21 protein-coding genes, 2 tRNA genes and 1 pseudogene are annotated in these 19,335 nt (G+C 67.4%); 13 read left to right on the forward strand and 11 right to left on the reverse strand.

What is annotated here, in order from left to right; translation table 11 throughout:
* Positions 1-128: 128 nt before the first annotated feature.
* From ABGB18_RS34740 to ABGB18_RS34760, 5 genes and pseudogenes are all read left to right on the forward strand, one after another.
* Positions 129-467, forward strand: a pseudogene (locus ABGB18_RS34740) (cell division protein FtsK); the annotation flags it as partial.
* Positions 464-667 carry a hypothetical protein gene (locus ABGB18_RS34745; protein WP_347699903.1) on the forward strand — a complete coding sequence of 68 codons (204 nt, stop codon included), beginning with the start codon at positions 464-466 and terminating at the stop codon, positions 665-667. The pseudogene ABGB18_RS34740 and the gene ABGB18_RS34745, both read left to right, overlap by 4 nt.
* Positions 664-2,271 (forward strand): replication initiator, encoded by a 1,608-nt coding sequence (locus ABGB18_RS34750; RefSeq protein WP_347699904.1) that lies wholly within the window; start codon positions 664-666, stop codon positions 2,269-2,271. Before ABGB18_RS34745 ends, ABGB18_RS34750 begins: the two co-directional genes overlap by 4 nt.
* Positions 2,271-2,462 (forward strand): helix-turn-helix domain-containing protein, encoded by a 192-nt coding sequence (locus ABGB18_RS34755; RefSeq protein WP_090943412.1) that lies wholly within the window; start codon positions 2,271-2,273, stop codon positions 2,460-2,462. The genes ABGB18_RS34750 and ABGB18_RS34755 overlap by 1 nt, the downstream gene beginning before the upstream one ends.
* On the forward strand, positions 2,462-3,811 hold the full coding sequence (locus ABGB18_RS34760) for a tyrosine-type recombinase/integrase (RefSeq protein WP_347699905.1): 1,350 nt from the start codon (positions 2,462-2,464) through the stop codon (positions 3,809-3,811). Before ABGB18_RS34755 ends, ABGB18_RS34760 begins: the two co-directional genes overlap by 1 nt.
* A gap of 88 nt (positions 3,812-3,899) precedes the next feature.
* Here ABGB18_RS34760 and ABGB18_RS34765 read toward each other — a convergent pair.
* Both ABGB18_RS34765 and ABGB18_RS34770 read right to left on the reverse strand, forming a co-directional pair.
* Positions 3,900-3,989: transfer RNA gene (locus ABGB18_RS34765), tRNA-Ser, on the reverse strand.
* Positions 3,990-4,173: 184 nt separating this feature from the next.
* Positions 4,174-4,737 carry a YceI family protein gene (locus ABGB18_RS34770; protein ID WP_347699906.1) on the reverse strand — a complete coding sequence of 188 codons (564 nt, stop codon included), beginning with the start codon at positions 4,735-4,737 and terminating at the stop codon, positions 4,174-4,176.
* A 97-nt stretch (positions 4,738-4,834) separates the two neighbouring features.
* Between ABGB18_RS34770 and ABGB18_RS34775 the strand changes: the two genes are divergently transcribed.
* Positions 4,835-5,338, forward strand: coding sequence for a MarR family transcriptional regulator (locus ABGB18_RS34775; protein ID WP_347699907.1), 504 nt, complete (start codon positions 4,835-4,837; stop codon positions 5,336-5,338).
* Between the two features lie 6 nt (positions 5,339-5,344).
* On the opposite strand, the gene ABGB18_RS34780 is transcribed toward ABGB18_RS34775, so the two are convergent.
* Entirely contained in the window at positions 5,345-5,845 is a 501-nt protein-coding gene (locus ABGB18_RS34780) for a SigE family RNA polymerase sigma factor (RefSeq protein WP_347699908.1), read from the reverse strand.
* A gap of 217 nt (positions 5,846-6,062) precedes the next feature.
* On the opposite strand from ABGB18_RS34780, the gene ABGB18_RS34785 reads away from it, so the two are divergent.
* Entirely contained in the window at positions 6,063-7,010 is a 948-nt protein-coding gene (locus ABGB18_RS34785; RefSeq protein WP_347699909.1) for a hypothetical protein, read from the forward strand.
* Positions 7,011-7,015: 5 nt separating this feature from the next.
* Positions 7,016-7,807, forward strand: a complete 792-nt coding sequence (locus tag ABGB18_RS34790; RefSeq protein ID WP_347699910.1) for a MauE/DoxX family redox-associated membrane protein — start codon at positions 7,016-7,018, stop codon at positions 7,805-7,807.
* Positions 7,808-7,910: 103 nt separating this feature from the next.
* On the opposite strand, the gene ABGB18_RS34795 is transcribed toward ABGB18_RS34790, so the two are convergent.
* Positions 7,911-9,092, reverse strand: coding sequence for an ATP-binding protein (locus ABGB18_RS34795; protein ID WP_347699911.1), 1,182 nt, complete (start codon positions 9,090-9,092; stop codon positions 7,911-7,913).
* Positions 9,093-9,443: 351 nt separating this feature from the next.
* On the opposite strand from ABGB18_RS34795, the gene ABGB18_RS34800 reads away from it, so the two are divergent.
* Genes ABGB18_RS34800 through ABGB18_RS34810 form a run of 3 tightly spaced genes read left to right on the forward strand, consistent with a single transcriptional unit; the run spans position 9,444 to position 11,680 of the window.
* A complete protein-coding gene (locus ABGB18_RS34800) occupies positions 9,444-9,902 on the forward strand; it encodes a MaoC family dehydratase (protein WP_347699912.1) in 459 nt (152 codons plus the stop codon).
* Positions 9,903-9,950: 48 nt separating this feature from the next.
* Positions 9,951-10,427, forward strand: coding sequence for a SigE family RNA polymerase sigma factor (locus ABGB18_RS34805; RefSeq protein ID WP_347699913.1), 477 nt, complete (start codon positions 9,951-9,953; stop codon positions 10,425-10,427).
* Positions 10,424-11,680 carry a hypothetical protein gene (locus ABGB18_RS34810; protein ID WP_347699914.1) on the forward strand — a complete coding sequence of 419 codons (1,257 nt, stop codon included), beginning with the start codon at positions 10,424-10,426 and terminating at the stop codon, positions 11,678-11,680. Before ABGB18_RS34805 ends, ABGB18_RS34810 begins: the two co-directional genes overlap by 4 nt.
* Positions 11,681-11,701: 21 nt before the next feature.
* Here ABGB18_RS34810 and ABGB18_RS34815 read toward each other — a convergent pair whose 3' ends face one another.
* The 3 genes from ABGB18_RS34815 to ABGB18_RS34825 all read right to left on the reverse strand — a co-directional run bounded on the left by ABGB18_RS34815 (position 11,702) and on the right by ABGB18_RS34825 (position 14,496).
* A complete protein-coding gene (locus ABGB18_RS34815) occupies positions 11,702-11,992 on the reverse strand; it encodes a hypothetical protein (RefSeq protein WP_347699915.1) in 291 nt (96 codons plus the stop codon).
* 447 nt (positions 11,993-12,439) lie between these two features.
* Entirely contained in the window at positions 12,440-13,069 is a 630-nt protein-coding gene (locus ABGB18_RS34820) for a response regulator transcription factor (protein WP_347699916.1), read from the reverse strand.
* A gap of 95 nt (positions 13,070-13,164) precedes the next feature.
* Positions 13,165-14,496, reverse strand: a complete 1,332-nt coding sequence (locus ABGB18_RS34825; protein WP_347699917.1) for a histidine kinase — start codon at positions 14,494-14,496, stop codon at positions 13,165-13,167.
* Positions 14,497-14,588: 92 nt separating this feature from the next.
* On the opposite strand from ABGB18_RS34825, the gene ABGB18_RS34830 reads away from it, so the two are divergent.
* Together ABGB18_RS34830 and ABGB18_RS34835 are read left to right on the forward strand one after the other, a co-directional pair.
* Complete coding sequence (locus ABGB18_RS34830; protein ID WP_347699918.1) at positions 14,589-15,134, forward strand: hypothetical protein; 546 nt, start codon at positions 14,589-14,591, stop codon at positions 15,132-15,134.
* Between the two features lie 57 nt (positions 15,135-15,191).
* Positions 15,192-15,264 (forward strand) — tRNA-Arg (locus tag ABGB18_RS34835).
* A gap of 138 nt (positions 15,265-15,402) precedes the next feature.
* Here the strand turns inward: ABGB18_RS34835 and ABGB18_RS34840 are convergent.
* The 4 genes from ABGB18_RS34840 to ABGB18_RS34855 all read right to left on the reverse strand — a co-directional run bounded on the left by ABGB18_RS34840 (position 15,403) and on the right by ABGB18_RS34855 (position 19,173).
* On the reverse strand, positions 15,403-16,092 hold the full coding sequence (locus ABGB18_RS34840; RefSeq protein WP_347699919.1) for a hypothetical protein: 690 nt from the start codon (positions 16,090-16,092) through the stop codon (positions 15,403-15,405).
* A 294-nt stretch (positions 16,093-16,386) separates the two neighbouring features.
* Complete coding sequence (locus ABGB18_RS34845) at positions 16,387-17,628, reverse strand: site-specific integrase (RefSeq protein ID WP_347699920.1); 1,242 nt, start codon at positions 17,626-17,628, stop codon at positions 16,387-16,389.
* The gene (locus ABGB18_RS34850) at positions 17,628-17,810 is read right to left on the reverse strand and encodes a helix-turn-helix domain-containing protein (RefSeq protein ID WP_347699921.1); all 183 of its coding nucleotides are present in this window, start codon (positions 17,808-17,810) and stop codon (positions 17,628-17,630) included. The genes ABGB18_RS34845 and ABGB18_RS34850 overlap by 1 nt, the downstream gene beginning before the upstream one ends.
* A complete protein-coding gene (locus tag ABGB18_RS34855; protein ID WP_347699922.1) occupies positions 17,800-19,173 on the reverse strand; it encodes a replication initiator in 1,374 nt (457 codons plus the stop codon). Before ABGB18_RS34855 ends, ABGB18_RS34850 begins: the two co-directional genes overlap by 11 nt.
* Between the last annotated feature and the right edge of the window lie 162 nt (positions 19,174-19,335).

Consider the following 19,335-nt stretch of genomic DNA (forward strand, 5'->3'; position numbering starts at 1 on the left):
GCTACAACACCCGCAGGAGACACTCCACGCTCAGCTACCTCAGCCCCATCGACTACGAGCAGCAGACCACCGCTAGAGTGCTGCTCGCCGCATGACAGCCGGTGTCCACGCTTCGGGGTGAGCCCCCGGCCACCCTGACCACCCAGGGGCGCGCGGTCGGAGTCGGTGTCCTGGCCGCGCTTCAGGACCCGCGCAAAGAGGTCATGAACATCCGCAACCTGTTCCCCGACAAGATCGCCCTCCGGCTGGATGAGTCGGAACAGGTGGACATGGTCCTCGGCGACGGCGCACGTGATCGCGGCGCCCTCGCTGACCACATCTCGCCCGTCCCCGAGATCGGCGCGGGCGTCGGTTACGTCCGGCTGGAAGCCAGCCCCGAACCCATCCGGGTACGCGCTGCCTACGTCTCCGATGCCGACATTTGCGCCATGGTCGACGCCTTCGTCCCGCACGGCGGTGCGGCATGAAGATCTGCTTCCACGGCACCGCCGACGAAATCAGCCTGGTCGCAGGCCGCCCGCTGCTGGTCCTGCTGACCGCTCACGACCTGCCCCACATGCGGGTCTTCGAGCTCTATCACCCCCGCATCCACGCTCACCCGCACCGAGAGCACTACCGGCTTTGCGCCCGCCTGGCCGAAACCACCGACGAGGGGAGGACCGCATGACCCATCCGTACGATCGCGCTCTACCCCGGGCTGTCCGCCTGGCCATGCCGATGGCCCGGGACGTACTCGAAGAGGTCGCCAAGCTCCACGGGGTCTGCATCAGGCCCATCCCTCTGCGGCGGCTCGACATCGTCACCGGCAAGTCGGAGATCATCGACGTTCCGTGCGGAGCCGTCCTCGACAGCAAGTGCCCGCCGTGCGCCAAGCGCAACCGACAGCTCCGCATGGCCCAATGCCGCGAGGGCTGGCACCTCGACAACGAACCCACGATCACACCCGACGAGCCGAACGAGGAGCAGCGCTGGCTGATCGAGTTCCGCGCCGACATGCAGGCCAGGCGAGATGCCGCCGAAGAGGCCGGCGACGACACCACCGACCTGGACGCCGTCCTGTCCGGCCTCGATGACGAGATCAACGCCGCTGGCATGCGCGGCAGCGTCACCGGATCCGCGGTGCCCAAGCGCACTCGATCGACCCGGCGGCGGCAGGACGCGCCCGACCTGCCCAAGCGCAAGATGACCAACACCACCCTTGGACGTACCTTCACCAGCTCCGACGGTAAGACCTACCGGCCGTCGCTGTTCGTCACGCTCACCCTGCCCAGCTACGGCAAGGTCCGTGACGGCGTCCCGATCGATCCCGACACCTACGACTACCGGCGCGCTGCCCGGGACGCGCTGCACTTCTCCAAGCTCGTCGATCGCTTCGTACAGAACCTGCGCCGGGTCGCGGGCTATGACGTGCAGTACTTCGCGGCCGTCGAACCTCAGAAGCGGCTTGCCCCGCACCTGCACATGGCCATCCGGGGCACCCTGCCGCGCGCGGAGATCAAGCAGATAGCCGCGGCCACCTATCACCAGGTGTGGTGGCCATCAACCGACGAAGTCCGCTTCGACGCTGATCAACTGCCCGTCTGGCAGGACGGCAGCGGCTACCTCGACCCGAGCACCGGTGAAGTCTTGCCCACCTGGGACGAGGCCCTCGACGCTCTGGACGAGGATGCCGAGCCTCTACACGTTCTCCGCTTCGGCGAACAAGTCGATGTCCAAGGGGTCCTCGCCGGAACCCCGGATGCCGATCAGTGCATCCGGTATCTGTCCAAGTACCTGACCAAGTCCATCGGCGAGACCCTCAATGGTGGCCAGGCCCAGCGTGAGCACGCTGCTTGCATGGTTGATGCCCTGCGCTACGAGCCGTGCTCGCCGACATGCCCGAACTGGCTGCGCTACGGCGTACAGCCCAAGAACGCCAAGACAGGGATGGCTCCCGGCCGATGCCGCTCCAAGGCCCACAAGCCCGAACACCTCGGCTACGCCGGACGCCGGGTCCTGGTCTCCCGTAAGTGGTCCAACAAGACCCTCGCCGAGCACAAGCAGGATCGCCGTACCTGGGTCCTGGAAGCCCTCGGCAAAGCCGACGAACCAACCGACCCACACCGCTACATCTGGCGGCCCGTACCGGCCGGAGACGCCAACGTGCCGCCCCTCGCCATGCGGCTGCTCCGTTCCGTCCACGAACGCCAGCGCTGGCGAGCCCACCTCCGCGAACTGGAGGCCAGAGCAGCCGGACAAGATCTTTCGGCAATTCGAGGGGAGGCCGCCTGATGGAGCGCCTGTTCTACCGTCCCAAGGATGCGGCAACCGTCCTCGGCATGAGCCGTACGGCCGTGTTCCGGCTCATCAAGTCGGGTGAACTCCGATCGATCAAGCACGACGGATACCGGCTGATCCCGGCAGCCGCACTCGTGGACTATGCCCGTGCCCTTGAGACTCGGGCGTCCGTGGAGGTGGCGTGATGACCGCTAGAAAGCCGAACGGGCGCTCATCGATCTTCCTCGGCAAAGACGGTTTGTGGCACGGCTGGGTCACGGTCGGCATCAAGCCGGATGGGTCACCTGATCGCCGCCACCGTAAGGGCAAGACAGAGGCGGAGGTGACACGCAAGGTTCGCGAGCTGGAAAACCAGCGAGAGTCAGGGCGCGTGAATAAGGCGGGCCGCGCTCCGACCGTCGCCGAATGGATGGCGGAGTTCCTCGATGTGATCTGCGCGCGCCTGGTCCTCTCCGAGAAAATGGCGCCGCGCACGCTGACGGACTACCGATCCAAGACGAGGAATTGGATCGTGCCTCTCCTCGGCAAGCACCGCCTCGACCGCCTCACTCCCGAGCACTTGGACACCGCCTACACGACCATGCTTGAAGAGGGCCTCTCGCCGAGCAGCGTTCTCAAGGTCCACCGCATCCTGTCCCGCGCCCTCACGATCGCCGTACGGCGGGGACGCATTCCTCGCAACGTCGCTACCCTGATCGATGCCCCCTCGGCCACCACTACAGAGATCGAGCCCCTCACGGCAGAGGAAGCGCGGCGGATCCTCGCTGTCGCTATGACCAAGCGGAACGGTGCTCGCTGGTCAGTGGCTCTCGCTCTCGGTATCCGCCAGGGTGAAGCTCTCGGGCTCCGCTGGTCGTACATCGACCTGACGACCGGAGAGATCAAGGCGTGGTTCCAGATCCAGCGGTCGGAGTACGAGCACGGTTGCGACGATCCCCACGCCTGTGGAGAGAAGTGGCACCGTAAGGCGTGCATGAAGAACTGCAAGGAACACCAGCACGACCGCGGCTGCGATCCGGACTGCAAGAAGCGCTCTCACCGATGCTCCAAGCGCTCCTGCCCGAAGGACTGCACCAGCCACGCCGACCGATGCCTGAAGCGCACTGGCGGCGGCCTCGTCTTTCGGCAGCGCAAGGGCAAGAGCAAGCTCACCCTTCAATGCCCTCCGGGGCTCCTGGCCCTCCTACGAGCCCACAAGAAGCTCCAGACCGCCGAACGGCTCAAGGCTGGGGATAAGTGGACCGATCACGATCTCGTCTTCACCACGCAACTCGGCGGCCCGATCGAGCGCACAGAAGACTGGAAGCAGTGGAAAGCCATCCTCAACCAGGCCGGCGTACGAGACGCCCGAGTCCACGACGCACGCCACACCGCCGCGACACTTCTGATCGAGCAAGGCGTCCACATCCGCGTCGTACAAGAGGTTCTCGGCCACACTCGCGTCACGACCACAGAGCGCTACACCCACGTGGCCACCCTCCAGATGAAGGACGCCAGCAACCGCATGGACCAGGCACTCTGGGGCTCGCCCTGACGGACAACTGCAACCCAAACTGCAACCCTGACCCCTGCAGAGATCAAAAAGGCCCTTCCCCAAGACTCGGGAAAGGGCCCTTCACGTGCGGAGGATCGGGGATTTGAACCCCGGATGGGCGGTAAACCCAAACCGCATTAGCAGTGCGGCGCCATAGACCTGACTAGGCGAATCCTCCTGGAGCCAGCGCGGCTCAGCACAGCGTACCGGCCTTCTGCCGAGGCGGCAAAGCGATTGCGCCCCCAGCCTTCACCAAGAGTTATCAACAGCCTGTGGGTAACCGCCTGTGGATGAAGCCCGCCCGAGCAAGGGCGGGCTTTCCGGGTGTGGATAACGTCGAAGCTGTGGATAACCGGGCTGCACTAGGCGGCCGGGTTCGCCTCGCCCTCGACCTCGATCTTGATCTTCTTGCCGATCAGGACGCCGCCGGTCTCCAGGGCCTGGTTCCAGGTGAGGCCGAACTCCTCGCGGTCGATCTCCGCGCTGATCGAGAAGCCCCAGACCACCTGGCCCCAGGGGTTCGTGCCGGCGCCGCCGTACTCGACCTTGAGCTCGACCTGCTTGGTGATGTCGCGGATGGTCAGGTCACCGACGACGGTGAAGTCCTCGCCGGAGTGCTTGACCACGCGGGCGTTCCGGAAGGTGATCTCCGGGAACTTGTCGACCGACAGGAAGTCGTCGCTGCGCAGGTGGTTGTCGCGGTCGGGCATGCCGGTCTCGATGCTGAGCGTCTGGATCGTGAGCTCGGCGGTCGACTCGAGCGGGTTCTCGGCGATCGTGACCGAGCCCTTGAAGTCGCCGAAGCTGCCGCGGACCTTGCTGACCATCATGTGCTTGACGACGAAACCGATATGGCTGTGGGCAACGTCAAGGTTGTAGGTGCCGGCGGCCGGGACAGTCAGCGACTCCCAGGTACGGGTGCTCATTGGGGTTCTCCTCAGTGGAAGGTTGTGGTGCGGATGTCTGCGGCAACAACTGTCTACACGAGGAATATTCCACCCGTCAACTTTCGTCGGCTAAGGTATGAGAGTGCTGAACTTTGACGACTCCCGGCTGACCGCCATCGGCTTGCTAAGCGAGGTTCACTCCGGCCTGATGGCCAAGTTCCAGCCGGCACTCAGCGCGGCGGGGTTGTCGGAGATCGACTTCGAGACCGTCATCCGGCTCGCGCGCTCGCCCGAGCAGCGGCTGCGGATGAGCGATCTCGCGGCGCAGACGAATCTGTCGACCAGCGGCGTCACCCGGGTGGTCGATCGGCTGGAACGGGAGGGGCTGGTGCGGCGCCAGGCCTGCCCGAGCGACCGCAGGGCTTCCTACGCGGTGCTCACCGGCACCGGGCGCGAGCGGCTGGAGTCCGTGGTGCCGCAGCACCTCCAGGACATCGAGGAGTGGTTCACCGGCCTGCTGGAGGATGAGGAGTTGGAAACCGTCCTGGCCTCGCTGCGGAAGATCAGGGATGTCGTACGGCCCTGCGCCACCGCCGGGGCCGACCACCGGCTCACCCCGGAAGTCCCGGCGACCTCCTGAGCGGCCTCAGCGCGGAAGGCCCAGGGCGCTCCTGAGTTTGGCCATGGCCCGCGACACCGTGCTCTTGACCGTGCCGACGCTGATCCCCAGTGTCCTGGCGATCTCCGGCTCGGTCATGTCCTCGTAGTAACGCAGCACGATCGCGGCCCGCATCCGCTCCGGCAGCTCATCGAGCGCCTGCTCCAGCAGTTCGTGCACATCACCGGCCACGTCCTGGGCGGCCGCCGCCGTCACCTCGGGCAGCTCGTCCGACGGGTACTCCTCCAGCTTGCGCCGCCGCCACTGCGAAATGTTGATGTTGACCATGGCCCGCCGCACGTAGCCGTCCAGCGCGCCACGGTCCTCGATGCGGTCCCAGGCCAGGTACGTCTTGGTCAGCGCGTTCTGCAGCAGGTCCTCGGCGTCCAGCGGGTGGCCCGTGAGCTGGTGGGCGGCGCGCAGCAGCGCGGGCCCGCGGGCCCGTACGTAGTCGCGGAACTCGTCTTCCCAGCCGGTGGTGGTCTGCATCGTGGCCAGAATCGCAGCCTGATGCCCTATTAAGCCTGAACCGTAATTCATGTTTCGGCCCGCCGAGGATAAAGGTAGGCCAAGGTCGGTGGCGGTTTCTTCGACACCGGGGGTGAGTTCCCTTCCCCGGGGATGGGTATTTTGCTCCCATCTGCGGGGGTACGGTGTGAGCCACCCCCTAGTCGTGTGAATCTAGTAACCGACGAGGGAGGGGCAAATGGGGTATCCGAGCGTTGAGCACCGCCGGGTGCTCGCCGCGGCCGCGCTCGGCCGCGAACCCGGCGTTCCCGGTCCTCACCCGGAAAACGGGGAACCTTTACGCGCCATCACGGGCGAGATCCTGGACATCAGCCCGCATCTCATCATCATCGAGACCCCCGGCGGCACCGAGGAACGGCTCGTGATCGCGCCGTGGGCCACCGCCTGGCATGGCTCCGACGTGGCACCCGCCGATCTGCCCGTGGGTTCCATGGTCATCATGCGGGGCCTGCGTGCCGGGCGCGTGGTCGAGAAGATCTGGGCCGACGCCACCCGCATCACCGGGACGATCCTCTCGATTCAAGGACGTAAAGACCTGACCGTCGAGCTCGACTGCGGTCCGCATCGCGGCCACCGTACGATCCTCATCCCCTATCGGGCGTCGGGGCGGTTGCAGGTGCGCCATCCCAAGTTCGAGCCCGGTTACCTGTTCGACGCGATCGGGATCAGGCGGGACGGGGCCGGGCTGGCGTTGCTGCCCGCGACCTCGCAGCCGCCCTACCCGGCGCGGGCCGTGCCCGCCGCGCCGTCGGCGTACGCGGGCACGCAGTCGCGCGTCTCCGGCCCGGCCACGTGGTCGGACACGTTCGACGAGGAGGAGCGGGGCGCGGCCTATCCGATGCTGGAACGTTCTGATACCGGCTGCTCCGAGGCCGGGATCTCGTGCGCCGGCCTGCCGTACCTTTCCATCGGATCGCTCCTCCAGATCACGAACCTGTGCTCCAAGCGCTCCGCCAACGTGCCGGTGGTGGCCTGCGGGTGCGTGGCGGGGCACTTCTGCGACCGCTGCGTCGAGTGCGACACCTCGCCGCGCGGGCGGATCGCGGAGCTGTCGCCGTTCGCGTACGTGGAGCTGGGCGGCGACCTGGTCAAAGGGTGCTTCAACGCGCAGATCGGATTGGGGTGACACACGTGCTGGAATCACAGCTCCCGCTGCTGGTCCTGCTGCTCCTGCTGGGGACGGGGGCCAAGGTGGGCACGGTGTGGTCCGGCGGTGAGCCGGGGTCACTGTCCAGGCTGGGGCCCGCCGTGCTGGTGCCGGAGCGCATGCAGGGCCCGGCGCTGCTGGTCTGCGCGGCCGGTGAGGTGACGCTCGCGACGGGGCTGCTGCTCACGACTCATCCGATCTTCCGGTGGGGTACGGTCGCCTTCTTCGCGCTGTCCACGTACGTGCTGGTCGAGCTGCGCAGGCGGCGGCCGGACGCGGGCTGTGGCTGCTTCGGCGAGGTGAGCTCGGCGCCGGTCGGGCTGCGTTCGATCGGCCGGACCGTGGCGCTGACCGGGATGGCCGGAGTCTCGGTGTGGGCGCCGGTGCCGGGCTGGGTGGCCGTGACCGAGCCGTCCTGGCTGACGGCCGCCGGCCTGGCCGTCCTGGTCGTGTTGTCGCCGGAGATCGAGGAGCTGATCGACCGCGTACGGTTCCGCGCCCCCTGCGAGCAGCGCCGCGGCCCCGCCGAGTCGGCCACGCTGGCCAGGCTGCGGTCGAGCGGCACCTGGCGGTCCCACCAGGCCGGGCTGACCTCGGCGGAGCCTTACGACAGTTGGCGCGAGCTGTGCTGGCGGTTCTTCGCCTTCCGCGACAACCAGCAGGACGACGTGGTCTTCGCGGTCTATCTGAGCGGGCGGCGCCCGGCGGTGCGGGTGGCCGTGGTCAGGACGGAGGACAGCAAGTCTCTGGCGGAGTATACGGAAGTATCGGCCTGACGGTAGAGAGCGTTAGATTTCGCTCGACAGGCACGGCGATATAACTCTATTGGGCTGTCTAGCTTCCCCACTAGACAGCCCAATAGAGGTCTAGGGGTGGCGCTCAGATCGGCTGAGCGCGCAGGAACTTCCCGAAGTGCGGCACCGTGAACGCGATCAGGCCGCGCTCGGCGCTGTAGATGAGCCCTTTCTTGATGAGGCTGTCGCGGGCGGGCGAGAGGCTGGACGGCTTTCGCCCGAGGGCGTCGGCCACCTCCGCGGTGGCGACCGGCTCGTCGCCGATCTGCGCCATGGCGTGCATGTAGTCGCGCTCGGCCGGGGTGGCCCGCTCGTAGCGGCTGCCGAAGAACCCGACGGCGAGCTCCTCCTCGGCCTCCGGCGCGGAGACCTTGACGTCTTCGATGGTGATCGGGCTGCGCGGCGCCAGGTCCCAGGCGACCTTGCCGTAGGCCTGCACGAAGTAGGGATAGCCGTCGGCCGCCTCGTAGAGCGCGTCGAGGGCCTCCTGGGTGAACTCCACCTCTTCCTCGCGCGCCGGCAGGATCAGCGCGAGATCGGCGGCGTCCCGGTCGAGCTTGTCGATGCGCGCGTAGCGGAAGAGCCGCTCGGAATAGCTCTTGCTGGCCGACAGCACGCTGGGCAGGTGCGGCAGCCCGGCCCCCACCACGATCAGAGGCCCGCCCGTCTGCGACAGCTCGTGGCAGGCGGCGCAGAGCGCGGAGACGTCGGCGGGCTGCACGTCCTGCATCTCGTCGATGAACAGCGCGATGCCCACCGCCAGGTCGGTGGCCACGCTCGCGGCGTCGACGAACAGCTCCGTGAGGTCGATCTCCAGGTCACCCGAGTCGGCGCGCCCGCGGCTGGCGGGCACCTCGATGCCGGGCGACCAGTGCGAGGTGCCCTTGGCCGCCGCGGGATCGCGCATGGCGAACGCCTTGAGCACCCCGAGGAACTCCTCGATGCGCTCGGGCGCCCGGTGGCGCGGGGCCAGCTCGCGGATCGCCATGTGCAGGGCCGCGGCCACCGGCCGTCTGATCGACTGGTCGGGGCGAGCCTCGATCTTGCCCGTGCCCCACAGCCGCTGCATCGCCATGGACTTGAACGTGTTGAGCAGGACGGTCTTGCCGACACCGCGCAGGCCGGTGACGACCATGCTGCGCTCGGGACGGCCACGGGCCACTCGCTCCAGCACGACCTCGAACTGCTGCAGCTCACGATCGCGCCCGGCGAGCTCCGGCGGCCGCTGCCCGGCGCCGGGAGCATAGGGGTTGCGCACAGGATCCACGCTCTCGGACTTTATTGCCGGATATAGCGGCCGTCTTAGATTTGGGAAGAAAGTGCTACGGCGTGTCCGGGCAGGCGCGGTCGCGAGCACCGTCATCGGGCAACACCCCCTCCCACCAGGCCGAACCCCTGTTCGATTTCGCTACCGAGAACTGTAGCGCGGACTCGAACACCTATGCGATGGTTTCGAGTAAAGATCTTCGCAACGGGCCGGAGGCGGTTGCCCCAAGGGCTTCTCACCAGCGAATCGGCGACACGGCCGGCGAGTGTAAGGCGTTTCCGGGCCGTCCGTAACCCCGCTGAGGGGGCTGAACTTGGCAGCCGTCCCGCCCGACCAATAGCGTTCGTGAGCATGCGGACCTTCGCGAACGTTCAGGAGCTCAAGGCGGCCGTCGGCGAGACGTTCGGCCCCACCCAGTGGCGCACCGTCACCCAGGAGCAGGTCAACCTCTTCGCCGACGCCACCAGTGACCACCAGTGGATCCACGTGGACGTCGAACGGGCCAAGGAAGGGCCGTTCGGGGGCACGATCGCGCACGGTTACCTGAGCCTGTCGCTGCTGCCCTCGTTCATGTTCGAGATGATCGAGGTGCAGGGCATCGCGATGGGGGTCAACTTCGGCCTCAACAAGGTCCGCTTCCCCCGTCCGGTGCCGGTCGGGTCGCGGGTCAGGGCGACGGGCGAACTCACCGACGTCAAGGGCACCCCGGCCGGCCACCTGTCCAGCCTGAAGATGACGATCGAGATCGAGGGCGAGAGGCGGCCCGCCTGCGTCGCCGAGACGCTCAGTCTGTACGTGCCGGCTGAATAACCGCCGTCCTCGTGCAACAGAAGCACGAGTCCCGTGATCCCTGGGGCTGTGAAGGATTTCGACGAGTTCGTCCGGGCCCGGAGCGATGCCCTGCTCCGGTACGGCTACGTACTGGCCGGCAATTCGGAGGACGCGGCAGATCTCGCACAGGAGGCGCTGGCCCGCCTGGGTGACGCCTGGCCCCGAGTGCGCAACAAGCACGACCCCGAGGGCTACGTGCGTACGATCATGGTCAGGCTGCACATCAAGCACTGGCGCAGCCGGCGCCGGGAGGACCTGGTCGCCGCCGTCCCCGAGCGCGGCGAGTTCGACCGGTACGGCGACGCCGACCTGTGGGCCGAGCTCCAGGAGCTGCCCCGCAAGCAGCGGGCCGTGCTCGTGCTGCTTTACTACGAGGACCTCCCCGACCAGGAGATCGCCGAGATCCTCGGCATCTCCCGGGGCACCGTGCGCAGTCAGGCGGCCCGCGCCCTGGACAAACTCCGGATCAGGCGAGAGTCGCCGGTACTGCGGGAGGCGCGATGAGAAGCGAAGAGGACCTGGTCCGGACCATGCGGGCGGCCGCGGAGCAGGCCGGGGGCCACGATCTCGCGTACGGCGTGGCCAGGCGGCGGCGCGCCCGGCGTACCAGGCAGCGGATGCAGGTGCTGCTCGCGGCCGTGGCGGTGGTGGCGGTCGCGGGCGGTACGACGGCGGTCCTGTCGGGCGAGGGCCGGCGGGCCGAACCGGCGGTCACCGTGTCGCCGCCACTGATCAAGGCGGCCGGCGAGCTGTGGCCCCAGGCCATCGTCAAGGTGCCGATGAGGAACGCCAAGGGCTGGAAAATGCACCCGGTGACCAGCTTGAGTGCGACCGAGGTGCTGCTGGCCCCGGAGTCCGGGTTCGAGAAGGGCGGGCGGCTGGAGGCGTACGACTCCGCTTCCGGGAAGACGCGGGTCCTCGGCGACGTCCCTTCCCCGCGGAAGGGGTACTACCTGCAGCAGTTCGCGGTGGGCAGGCAGTACGTCGCCTGGTTCGGCGAGACCCCTCGAAACTCCGATAAATGGGCAGATTTCTGGATCATTCCCCGGGAGGGCGGTAAGGCCAGGCGCGTCGGTGAGGTCGCGGCCGACGTCGAGTCGATCGGCCTCACGGACGACTCCCTTGTCTGGTCGGTCAAGGAGGGCGGTGTCCACCGCATGCCGCTGACCGGCGGCGCTCCGGAGCGGCTGCCCGGCACCGACGGCCTCCACCTCGCCTCCTGGCCGTGGGCGAACGCCCGGGCCGGCCAGTCCCCCATCTCGAACGTGACCCGGGTCGTCAACCTCGAGACCGGCCGTTCCTCCGACGTGGCGATACCGGACGGAGTCGAGATGATGCAGTGCAATGCGCAGTGGTGCGTCGGAAGGCGGCACGGCCTCGCGGTCGTCCAGCGGGTGAACGGTTCCGGGCGGAGAACACTGCCCGCCACGCTCCTGCCGATGGACCCCTGGTGGCTGGTCGGTGACCGGTATGCCATTTTCCGCGTGTACGACCCGAAGAACAGCCGGAGCCCGGGGCCGATCGCCGTCCTGTACGACCTGGCCACCGGGACGATGGCCGGGCTCAGCGAGAGGACGCCCGGCGTGCGGGGCGGGATCGTGAGGCGAGGTTCCCCCGCCTCGTCGCCGCCGAACGTGGTCATCTGGGATGCCGACCAGGAGTACGACGAGGTGTGCCGGAACGAGGCGTGCACGGTCAAGGCACGTGGGGGCGGCAAGGAGTACACGGTCCTGAATCTGGCGGCCGTTCCTGGGTGATCGCTTGGGCGTGCGGCGCCGTCAGTCGTACAGGCTCGGGTTGAGCCCGGTGAAGAACCCGGCGGACAGGATCGACCACAGCGCCCATCCGATCATCAGGCCCAGCCCCAGGCCCCTGGCCCAGGCTTTGCGGATGAAGTGGAGCCCGATTCCGGCACCGAGGCCCACGAGGGCCAGCACGACCCCGCCGGCTGCGAAGTAGGGGGCCTTGGTGCCGCTGTTGTCCAGGATGACGATGAAGAGGAAGAAGCCGATCACGATGTTGACGAGGCTGTAGAGGGCCAGGCCGGCGAACATCGATCCGATGAGCACGCCTGTGGAATTCCTGGAAGGTGGGGGTGCCGTGGATCCCGGCTGCCCAAAGGCCGGAGACCATCCGTACGGTGGTTGTCCGTTGGGCGGCCGGCCATGCCCTCCGTAACCTGGGGATTCGAGGTCGGACCGCTGATCTCGGGGCTGCTGCCAGCGAGCAGCCTCTGCCGGTCGCCCCCGCCCATGAGCCGACCCGCTCTGTCCGCGATCCCCCTGGGAATGCTGCCGCGACCCGGGGGGCTCCTGAGGCGGCGGCATCCCTCGTGAACCGTCCGGCTCCTCCGATGAGGATGGCGATGACGATGACGGCGGTGTGGTCATGAGTTCGACTTACCCCCTGGTCGCCATCAAATCAGCCTCCGTCGATCGACGTCCACACGCTGCTCCGCGACAGCCGTACCAGGGCCTGAACTTACGGCCACCGGTGCGGGACCCGGACCCGCAGCGCTATACGCCCTCCGAGTAGTAAAGCGCGGCCTGCACCCGGCTCTTCATCCCCAGCTTGTTCAGAACCCGGCTGACATGCGTCTTGGTAGTGGCCTCCGCCATGTCCAACTCCCTGGCGATCTCCGCATTCGACAACCCCCGCCCGATACACGCCAGCACCTCCCGCTCCCGAGGCGTCAAACCGCCTGGGTCCGCCGCGGGTTCACGGCGCGGCGCCCGCTCGGCGAACTCCGCGATCAACCTCCGCGTGACCCCCGGCGAGATCAGCCCATCCCCCCGAGCCACCACACGAACGGCCTCCACCAGCGACTCGGCATCGGCGTTCTTCAACAGGAACCCGGCGGCCCCGGCACGCAGGGCCCCGAAAACGTATTCGTCGACATCGAACGTCGTAAGGATCAGCACATCGCAGACACCGGCCAGCTCCCTGGTGGCCGTGATGCCGTCCAGCCGGGGCATGCGCACGTCCATCAAGACCACATCGGGCCGCAACTCCCGGGCCATGGCCACGGCCTGCTCCCCGTCGCCGGCCTCACCGACGACCTCGATGTCCCCGACCCCGTCAAGGATCAGAACGATCCCCGCCCGGACGGCCGCATGATCGTCAGCCACCAGCACCCTGATGCCCATCACACCTCCAGCTCATTTCCCAAGCGACCAGCACAACCCAATCCCCAACGCCGCCACCGCTCCTCCTCCCATGAGCCGGCGCCCCAACGGTCGGGTCACTGTCTGGAACGCGCCGTGACCTCCGGCTTCGAAGCCGGATCCTCACCCGGGCCGGACACCGGCGGCTCCTCGTCACCTGCCGCCTCATAACCTCCGGCCTCACGAGTCGCCAACGCCGGGGACGTCACCCCGTTGGCGGCTGTCGGCTCATGAGCCGTCTTGAGCGACGTGGGCAGCCTGGCCACCACCCGCCACCCATGCCCGTGCGGACCGGCGTCGAATGATCCGCTGACCAGCGCGGCCCGCTCCCGCATGCCGACCACCCCGGCCCCGGCACCAGCCCCAGGCAGCCGGGCGCCCCGCCCCCCGACAGCGTTGCCGACGATCAGCGAAACCGACCCCGCCCCGTAGGTGACGCCAACGGTGGCCGGCGAATCGCCGTGTTTGAGCGCGTTCGTCAACGCCTCCTGCAGGATCCGATAACCGGCCAGATCAACGGACACGGGCAGTTCCCGGGGCTCCCCCTCGATCCTGAGGTCCACGGTCAGCCCCGCCTGCCGGACCCTGTCCACCAAGGTCTCCGCGTCGGCCAACCTCGGCCGGGTCGCCTCGGGCTCGTCGCCTTCCTGCCGCAACAGCCCGATGATGGCCCGCATCTCGGCCAGCCCCTTGACGCTGTTTTCCCGTACGGACCCCATGACCTTGCGTATCGTCTCCTGATCAAGATCCTCGCGGGACAGCGCACCCGTGGACTGGATGGCGATGGCGCTGAAGTGGTTGGCGATCATGTCGTGCAGCTCGCGAGCCATGCGCGTGCGTTCGGCCGCGATGGCCGCCTGCCGGTCCAGCTCCGCCAGGTGCGCCACCTGCTCGGCCCGCACCCGCTCGGCGGCGGCCCGATCCCGCTGCTCCCGCAGCACCAGAGCAGTCGTGACAGGCACGACGAGCACCAGCGCGACCTGCACCCCCGCCATGGCCAGCACCCTCCAGTCCGCGGCGAAGAACCCGGCCACGGCCCCACCGGCGACCGCCAGCCCAGTCGTGACCCCCAGCAGAACCCGGGCGAACCGGGCCGGCCCGTAAAGCGCAGCGGCGTACAGATTGTCGGTGAACACCAGCACAGTCGCCAGCGACGGCCCCACGAACCCGTCCAGCGTGATCCCGAGAACCCCCAGCCCGAGGGAGACCAGGGGCGCCCGCTGCCGCACCACCACCCCGGCGCACGTCAACGCCAGCGGCACGCAGAGCACCCAGTCGGGCCGGCCACGATCGATGGCGCCCCCACCCGCGATCATGATGACCCCGACCGCGAAGGCCAGCACAGCCCACAACGCCGTCCGCTTCATGGCCCCATCCCACCACCCCCCGGCCACGCTGCCCTCCTGCATGGGGCCAGCCTGTGGATACACCTTTCTATGTATCCACAGGTTCGTTTCCACTGACGATGCCCCGGCCAGAAACCGGCCAGAAACTGAAATACGTGATTATCGCCATCCTCATCGCCTGCGAGATCGCCTTCTGGCTCCTCCTCGTCCTGGCCCTGGCAACCCGATACCTCTGGAAGCGCCGCAAGCTCAGCACCGCCCTCCTGATCGCCATCCCGTTCCTGGACGTCATCCTCCTGGTGACCGCCGCAGTGGACATGAAGGGCGGCGCCACAGCAGACATCACCCACGGCCTGGCGGCGACCTACCTCGCCTACTCGATCGTCTTCGGGCACAGCACGATCCGCTGGGCCGACGCCAAGTTCCACCACCGCTACGCCGACGGCCCCCCACCCCCCAAACCCCCACCAGGTGGCCGCGCCCGCACCCGTTACGAGTGGCGCTTCTGGCTCCGCCTGCTCCTGGCCTACGCCATATCCTGCGTCGTGATCCTCGCCCTGACCTGGTGGGTCGACGACCCCACCCGCACCCGCCCCCTGCTGGAGTTCATGCTCGGCCTGGCCAGGGTCCCCGTGATCGCCGTCCTTTGGCCCATCAGCCACACGCTGTGGCCTCGCAAGGTGGAGTCGGCGGAGCCATGATTGCCGTTTCTGGTTCGAGACACTGCCCACAACCCGCTATGCTTGCTTACGCAGCGAGCGGCCGTAGCTCAATGGATAGAGCATCTGACTACGGATCAGAAGGTTACGGGTTCGACTCCTGTCGGCCGCGCTCCAGCTCAAAGGCCCTTTGGGATCATCCCAGAGGGCCTTTTTCGTGGCCGTACAGCAGCCTTGTACAGCAACACGGCCCCACACAGCCGATCCCCCACGCATACAGCTCGTGCCGACGGGACGCCGGCCACTCTACTCAGGCACCGCCGAGGCCCTCTCGTAGGCGGTGGACCCAATCCGCGGGAAAGACCTGCTCAAGCCGCTCCCTGCTGGTCTCCAACATCCCCTCCTTCGCCAAGGGAAGAAGGGCGCCGTCCTGGACGGCCTTGTGATCCTCGGGCGCCGGGCAGATCAGGATGGCGAGGATCCGGCAGGTTCGTTGAAGCTCCTCGATCCCGGTCGTGTGGATCATGCTCTTAATGGGCTCCCAGGCCGTCCGTACGGCTAGACCCACCAGCGCATCGAGGAGAACACTGCGGCCCTCGGCCTTCCGGGACTGCATGATGACCGTCGTCACGTACTCCGGGATTCGGTCCATGGCCTTCGAGAACTTTTCGATGGCCCCGGCCACGGCGACGAGGAGATCGCACCAGAAATGGTTGGTAAGTTTCCTTCGGGCCTCTCGCGGCTTGCTCCCGCCGAACCTCTTATCGAGCTCCTGGATTACGGGGCCAGCAAGGATGTCTCCGATTTCCTGAATGCGGTCGATGGTGTCTGGGTTCTCGGATAGCCAGTCAACAAGATCGGCTGTGGCACTATCGGTGGCTGCTGCCTTTCTCTCCTTGGATGGCTTTCGTCGCCCTATGGGAGGCCGAGTTGCGGCCCAGGCGACGTCGCTGCGATCTCTCGCCTCCTGACGAGCATCGGGAGAGGGGTCTCGGGCCAACAAGAGACCGTTGGTCCAGCCGTGCTGCGCCCCACCGCACGCGGAACATCCGCAGTAATGCCCCTTGGCGCGCTCGCAGATCACAGGGTGCGTCATTCGCCCTCCGCTACGTCTGGCAGGAAGAGAACTGGCGCCTCACTGGAAGCCCCATTCCTTTGAACCACAAGCAACGAGAAGCGAAATGACCACCGTAGCCAGTCCGGCATATCCCTTCGGTTATGACAAGATCCTGTGCACACACATAGGTCCTCTGGGATACCCCCAAAGGACCTATGTGTGGTACCGAGAGATTAGTTATGCCTCGCTTGAACGGTCGAGGCTCTGATTGAGCCGGTCAAGCGCCTTACGGGTTTCGGGACTGGGGATTTGGGTGTAGACGTCCATGGTCATCGAGATCTGCGAGTGCCGCAGGATGCGCATCGCCACACGCGGGTGGACGTCGAGGGCAGCCAGGAGCGAGGCACAGGTGTGCCGGGTGTCGTGCACGCGGATACGCGGGACGCCTGCCCGACGGCAATGGCTCTCGAAGGCGCGGTTGAAGTTACGCGGCTCGATCGGCGTGCCCGTCCGGGTGGTGAACGTCAGATCCGAGTCCTTCCATTCGTCCCCAGCCATCTTGTGTGCCTCTTCCTGGACACGCTGACGGTGCCTGAGTGCCGAAACGCACAGGCCGAAGAGCGGCAGTGAGGCGGTCGAGTCCTCTGTCTTTGTCGTCTGCCGGTGGAGGAGTTGGCCGCCGACTCTGGTGAGTTGACGGGAGATCCAGAGCTGTTCGCCGACGAGATCTACGCAGTCCCATGCGAGACCAAGGACCTCTCCCCGGCGAAGGCCCAGGACGAGAATGAGCACGTACGCCGCGTAGAGAGGGTCTTCGGCCCTCCGTAGGTGTTCGAGGAACCTCCGTGCCTCATCGACGGTCCACACCGTGTGTTGGCGCTTCCGCTTGGTCTTGCTGGCGCTCGGGAGCGTGGTCAGTGAGGCGACGTTCTTCGTGATCAGCTCTTCCCGCAGGGCGTGGCCGAGCGCCGAGCGCAGGACCCGGCGAATGCCCGCGATACTGCTGCGGGAGAGGTAGCCCTTGCAACACTTGCCGATCGAGCAGCACCGCCGCTTACGCTCCGGGCGCTTGTGATCCTTACGCTGCGCGCAGCAGGTACAGAGCGTGGGCAGGGTGTTGAGCCAGGCTTGCACGTCCCGGACGGTGAGCTTGTCGAGGCGCTTCTTGCCCAGGCCGGGGACAATGTACAGCCGGACGAGCGGTTCATAAGCCACGTAGGTCGTGGGCTCACGGTTGGGCTCGATGACCTCAGCGAGCCAGCGCTTGAGGAAGGCGGCCAGCGTCTCGTGCTTGGTGGCCACCGGTCCCTTGCGGGCTTGCTCGTGGAGCTTGAGCCACTTCTCGTGGGTCTCCTCACGGGACTTGCCGTAGGCCCACTTGCGGGTGCGCTTGCCCTCGGGTGTGGTGACCCAGACGTAGCCCGCCCAGCCGTCCTTGTACGGGAAGATAGAGCCTTCTCCGTTCGAGCGCTTGCCCATCAGGCGGCCTCCTCACATAGACGGGTCACGTAGGCGTCCAGGGCCGATGACGGGATGCGGCGGCAGCGGGTGCCGACGAGGATGGACGTAATGTCGCCGGAGCGGATCAGGTTGTAGAGGGTCCATCGGCTGACCTTGAGGATGGCCATGGTCTCCGGAACGGTGAGCAGGTCAGTGGCCATGGTCATCTCCCTTGCTGATCGAGGCGGCCAGTGCTGATTCGCCGGGTGTGTAGCCCTGTCCGGCGTACTTCCAGTGGGCGAGGACCAGCGTGGTGCTGGGGTCGTGGGGCAGGCGGCGGAGTTCTTGGGCTTCGCGGTAGTCGAGGCGGGCGCGGCGTAGGGCGGTCAGGGTGGTGGAGTAGGCGCGGCTCTTGGTCGAGAAATGACCACGGAAGCCGAGCATGTGCGCCCACTGGCGCAGACGGAGTTCGGCAAGGTCCGGGTGGATGTTGGGATCGCCGAGGTCCCAGGCGGTGCGGATCAGGCGGGCGGCGTGGTCGGTGACGCCCTGGGCGCGCAGGCGGGCGAGGTCGCGGTGGGTGACGCGGCGGTCCAGGGTGCCGGAGGTCTCGGCGGCCTTGGTGGCGTACTTGGCGATGTAGCCCGCTACGGCGACTTCGGACAGGTCGTTGTCGGTCAGGCTGGTGGAGCGGATGGGGCGGACGTCGATGGTTCCCCAGGTGAGTGGCTGGCCGGTGGCCGGCGCTTTGAGGCGTACGGCTTGAGCGGCGGTGTGGATGACGGAGTCGAGGAGATCGAGGGTGACCCAGGCGGGCGGATCGGTGAGGTCGTCACCGGCGCGGCCATCGAGGCGAATGACAGCGTGGAAGTGGACGACGCCGCGTGCCTGGTACTCGGCAACCTTGGCGAAGGAGAGGCGTACGCGCTGGGCGAAGTCCTTGCGGGACATGCCCGCGGCGGCGGCCAACTGCTGGCGGAAGTAGACGGTGAAGCGGTGCCACAGAGCACCGGCGTGGGCGTTCCACAGGACGTGGCCGGTGTAGTCGTAGGTGTCAGGGTCGAGCGGTTGGCCGATGGTCGGGTCTCCGTTCTGGTGGTGGGTGAAGCAGGCCGGGCCGGTCCGGCGTGGGTGGCAGACGGGTGTGGTGCCGCCCTTGTCGGGGCCTCGGTGGACGGGGCCGAAGGACGGCGCGGTCAGGGTGGCCAGGACGCGCGGGTGAGTGCGGACGGCGGCCGGGACGCCCTTGTCACCGCCGAGGAGTCCCGCGCGGATGAGGTGGAAGGTGTCGCGCCGGTAGATCTCGGCGCAGGCCGGGCAGCGGGATGAGCGGCGGTTGCCGCAGCGGACGAGGAGCTGGCCGTGTGGTTCCTCGCGGGTGCTGTAGGTTCGCAGGACTTCGCCAGTGGCGTTGTCGAGCGTGTGGGTGTCGCCGGTGAGGCGGATCGGGTCGGTGCAGCCGTGGAGCCGGTCCACCTGGCGAAGCCAGCGGGTGACGTCGTGGTTGGAGCGGCGGGCCAGGTCGCGGATGGTCTGGCGGATGAGGTCGTCGAGGCCTGCGGGAAGCTCGGGAGCCTGGGTCACTGTGAGCCCTCCTGTCCAGAGCCTTCGCAGCACGGGCAGTAGATGGTCATGAGCCGTTGGGTACGGAGTGAGCGGACGCTGACGGAGCCGTATCCGTCGCATTCCGGGCATGGCCGGTGGCGCATACTGGAGTTCCTTCGTTGAGTGCGGAGGGTGACGCCC

Origin of the sequence: Nonomuraea sp. B12E4, from assembly GCF_039871825.1 — a bacterium.
Classification (GTDB): Bacteria; Actinomycetota; Actinomycetes; order Streptosporangiales; family Streptosporangiaceae; genus Nonomuraea.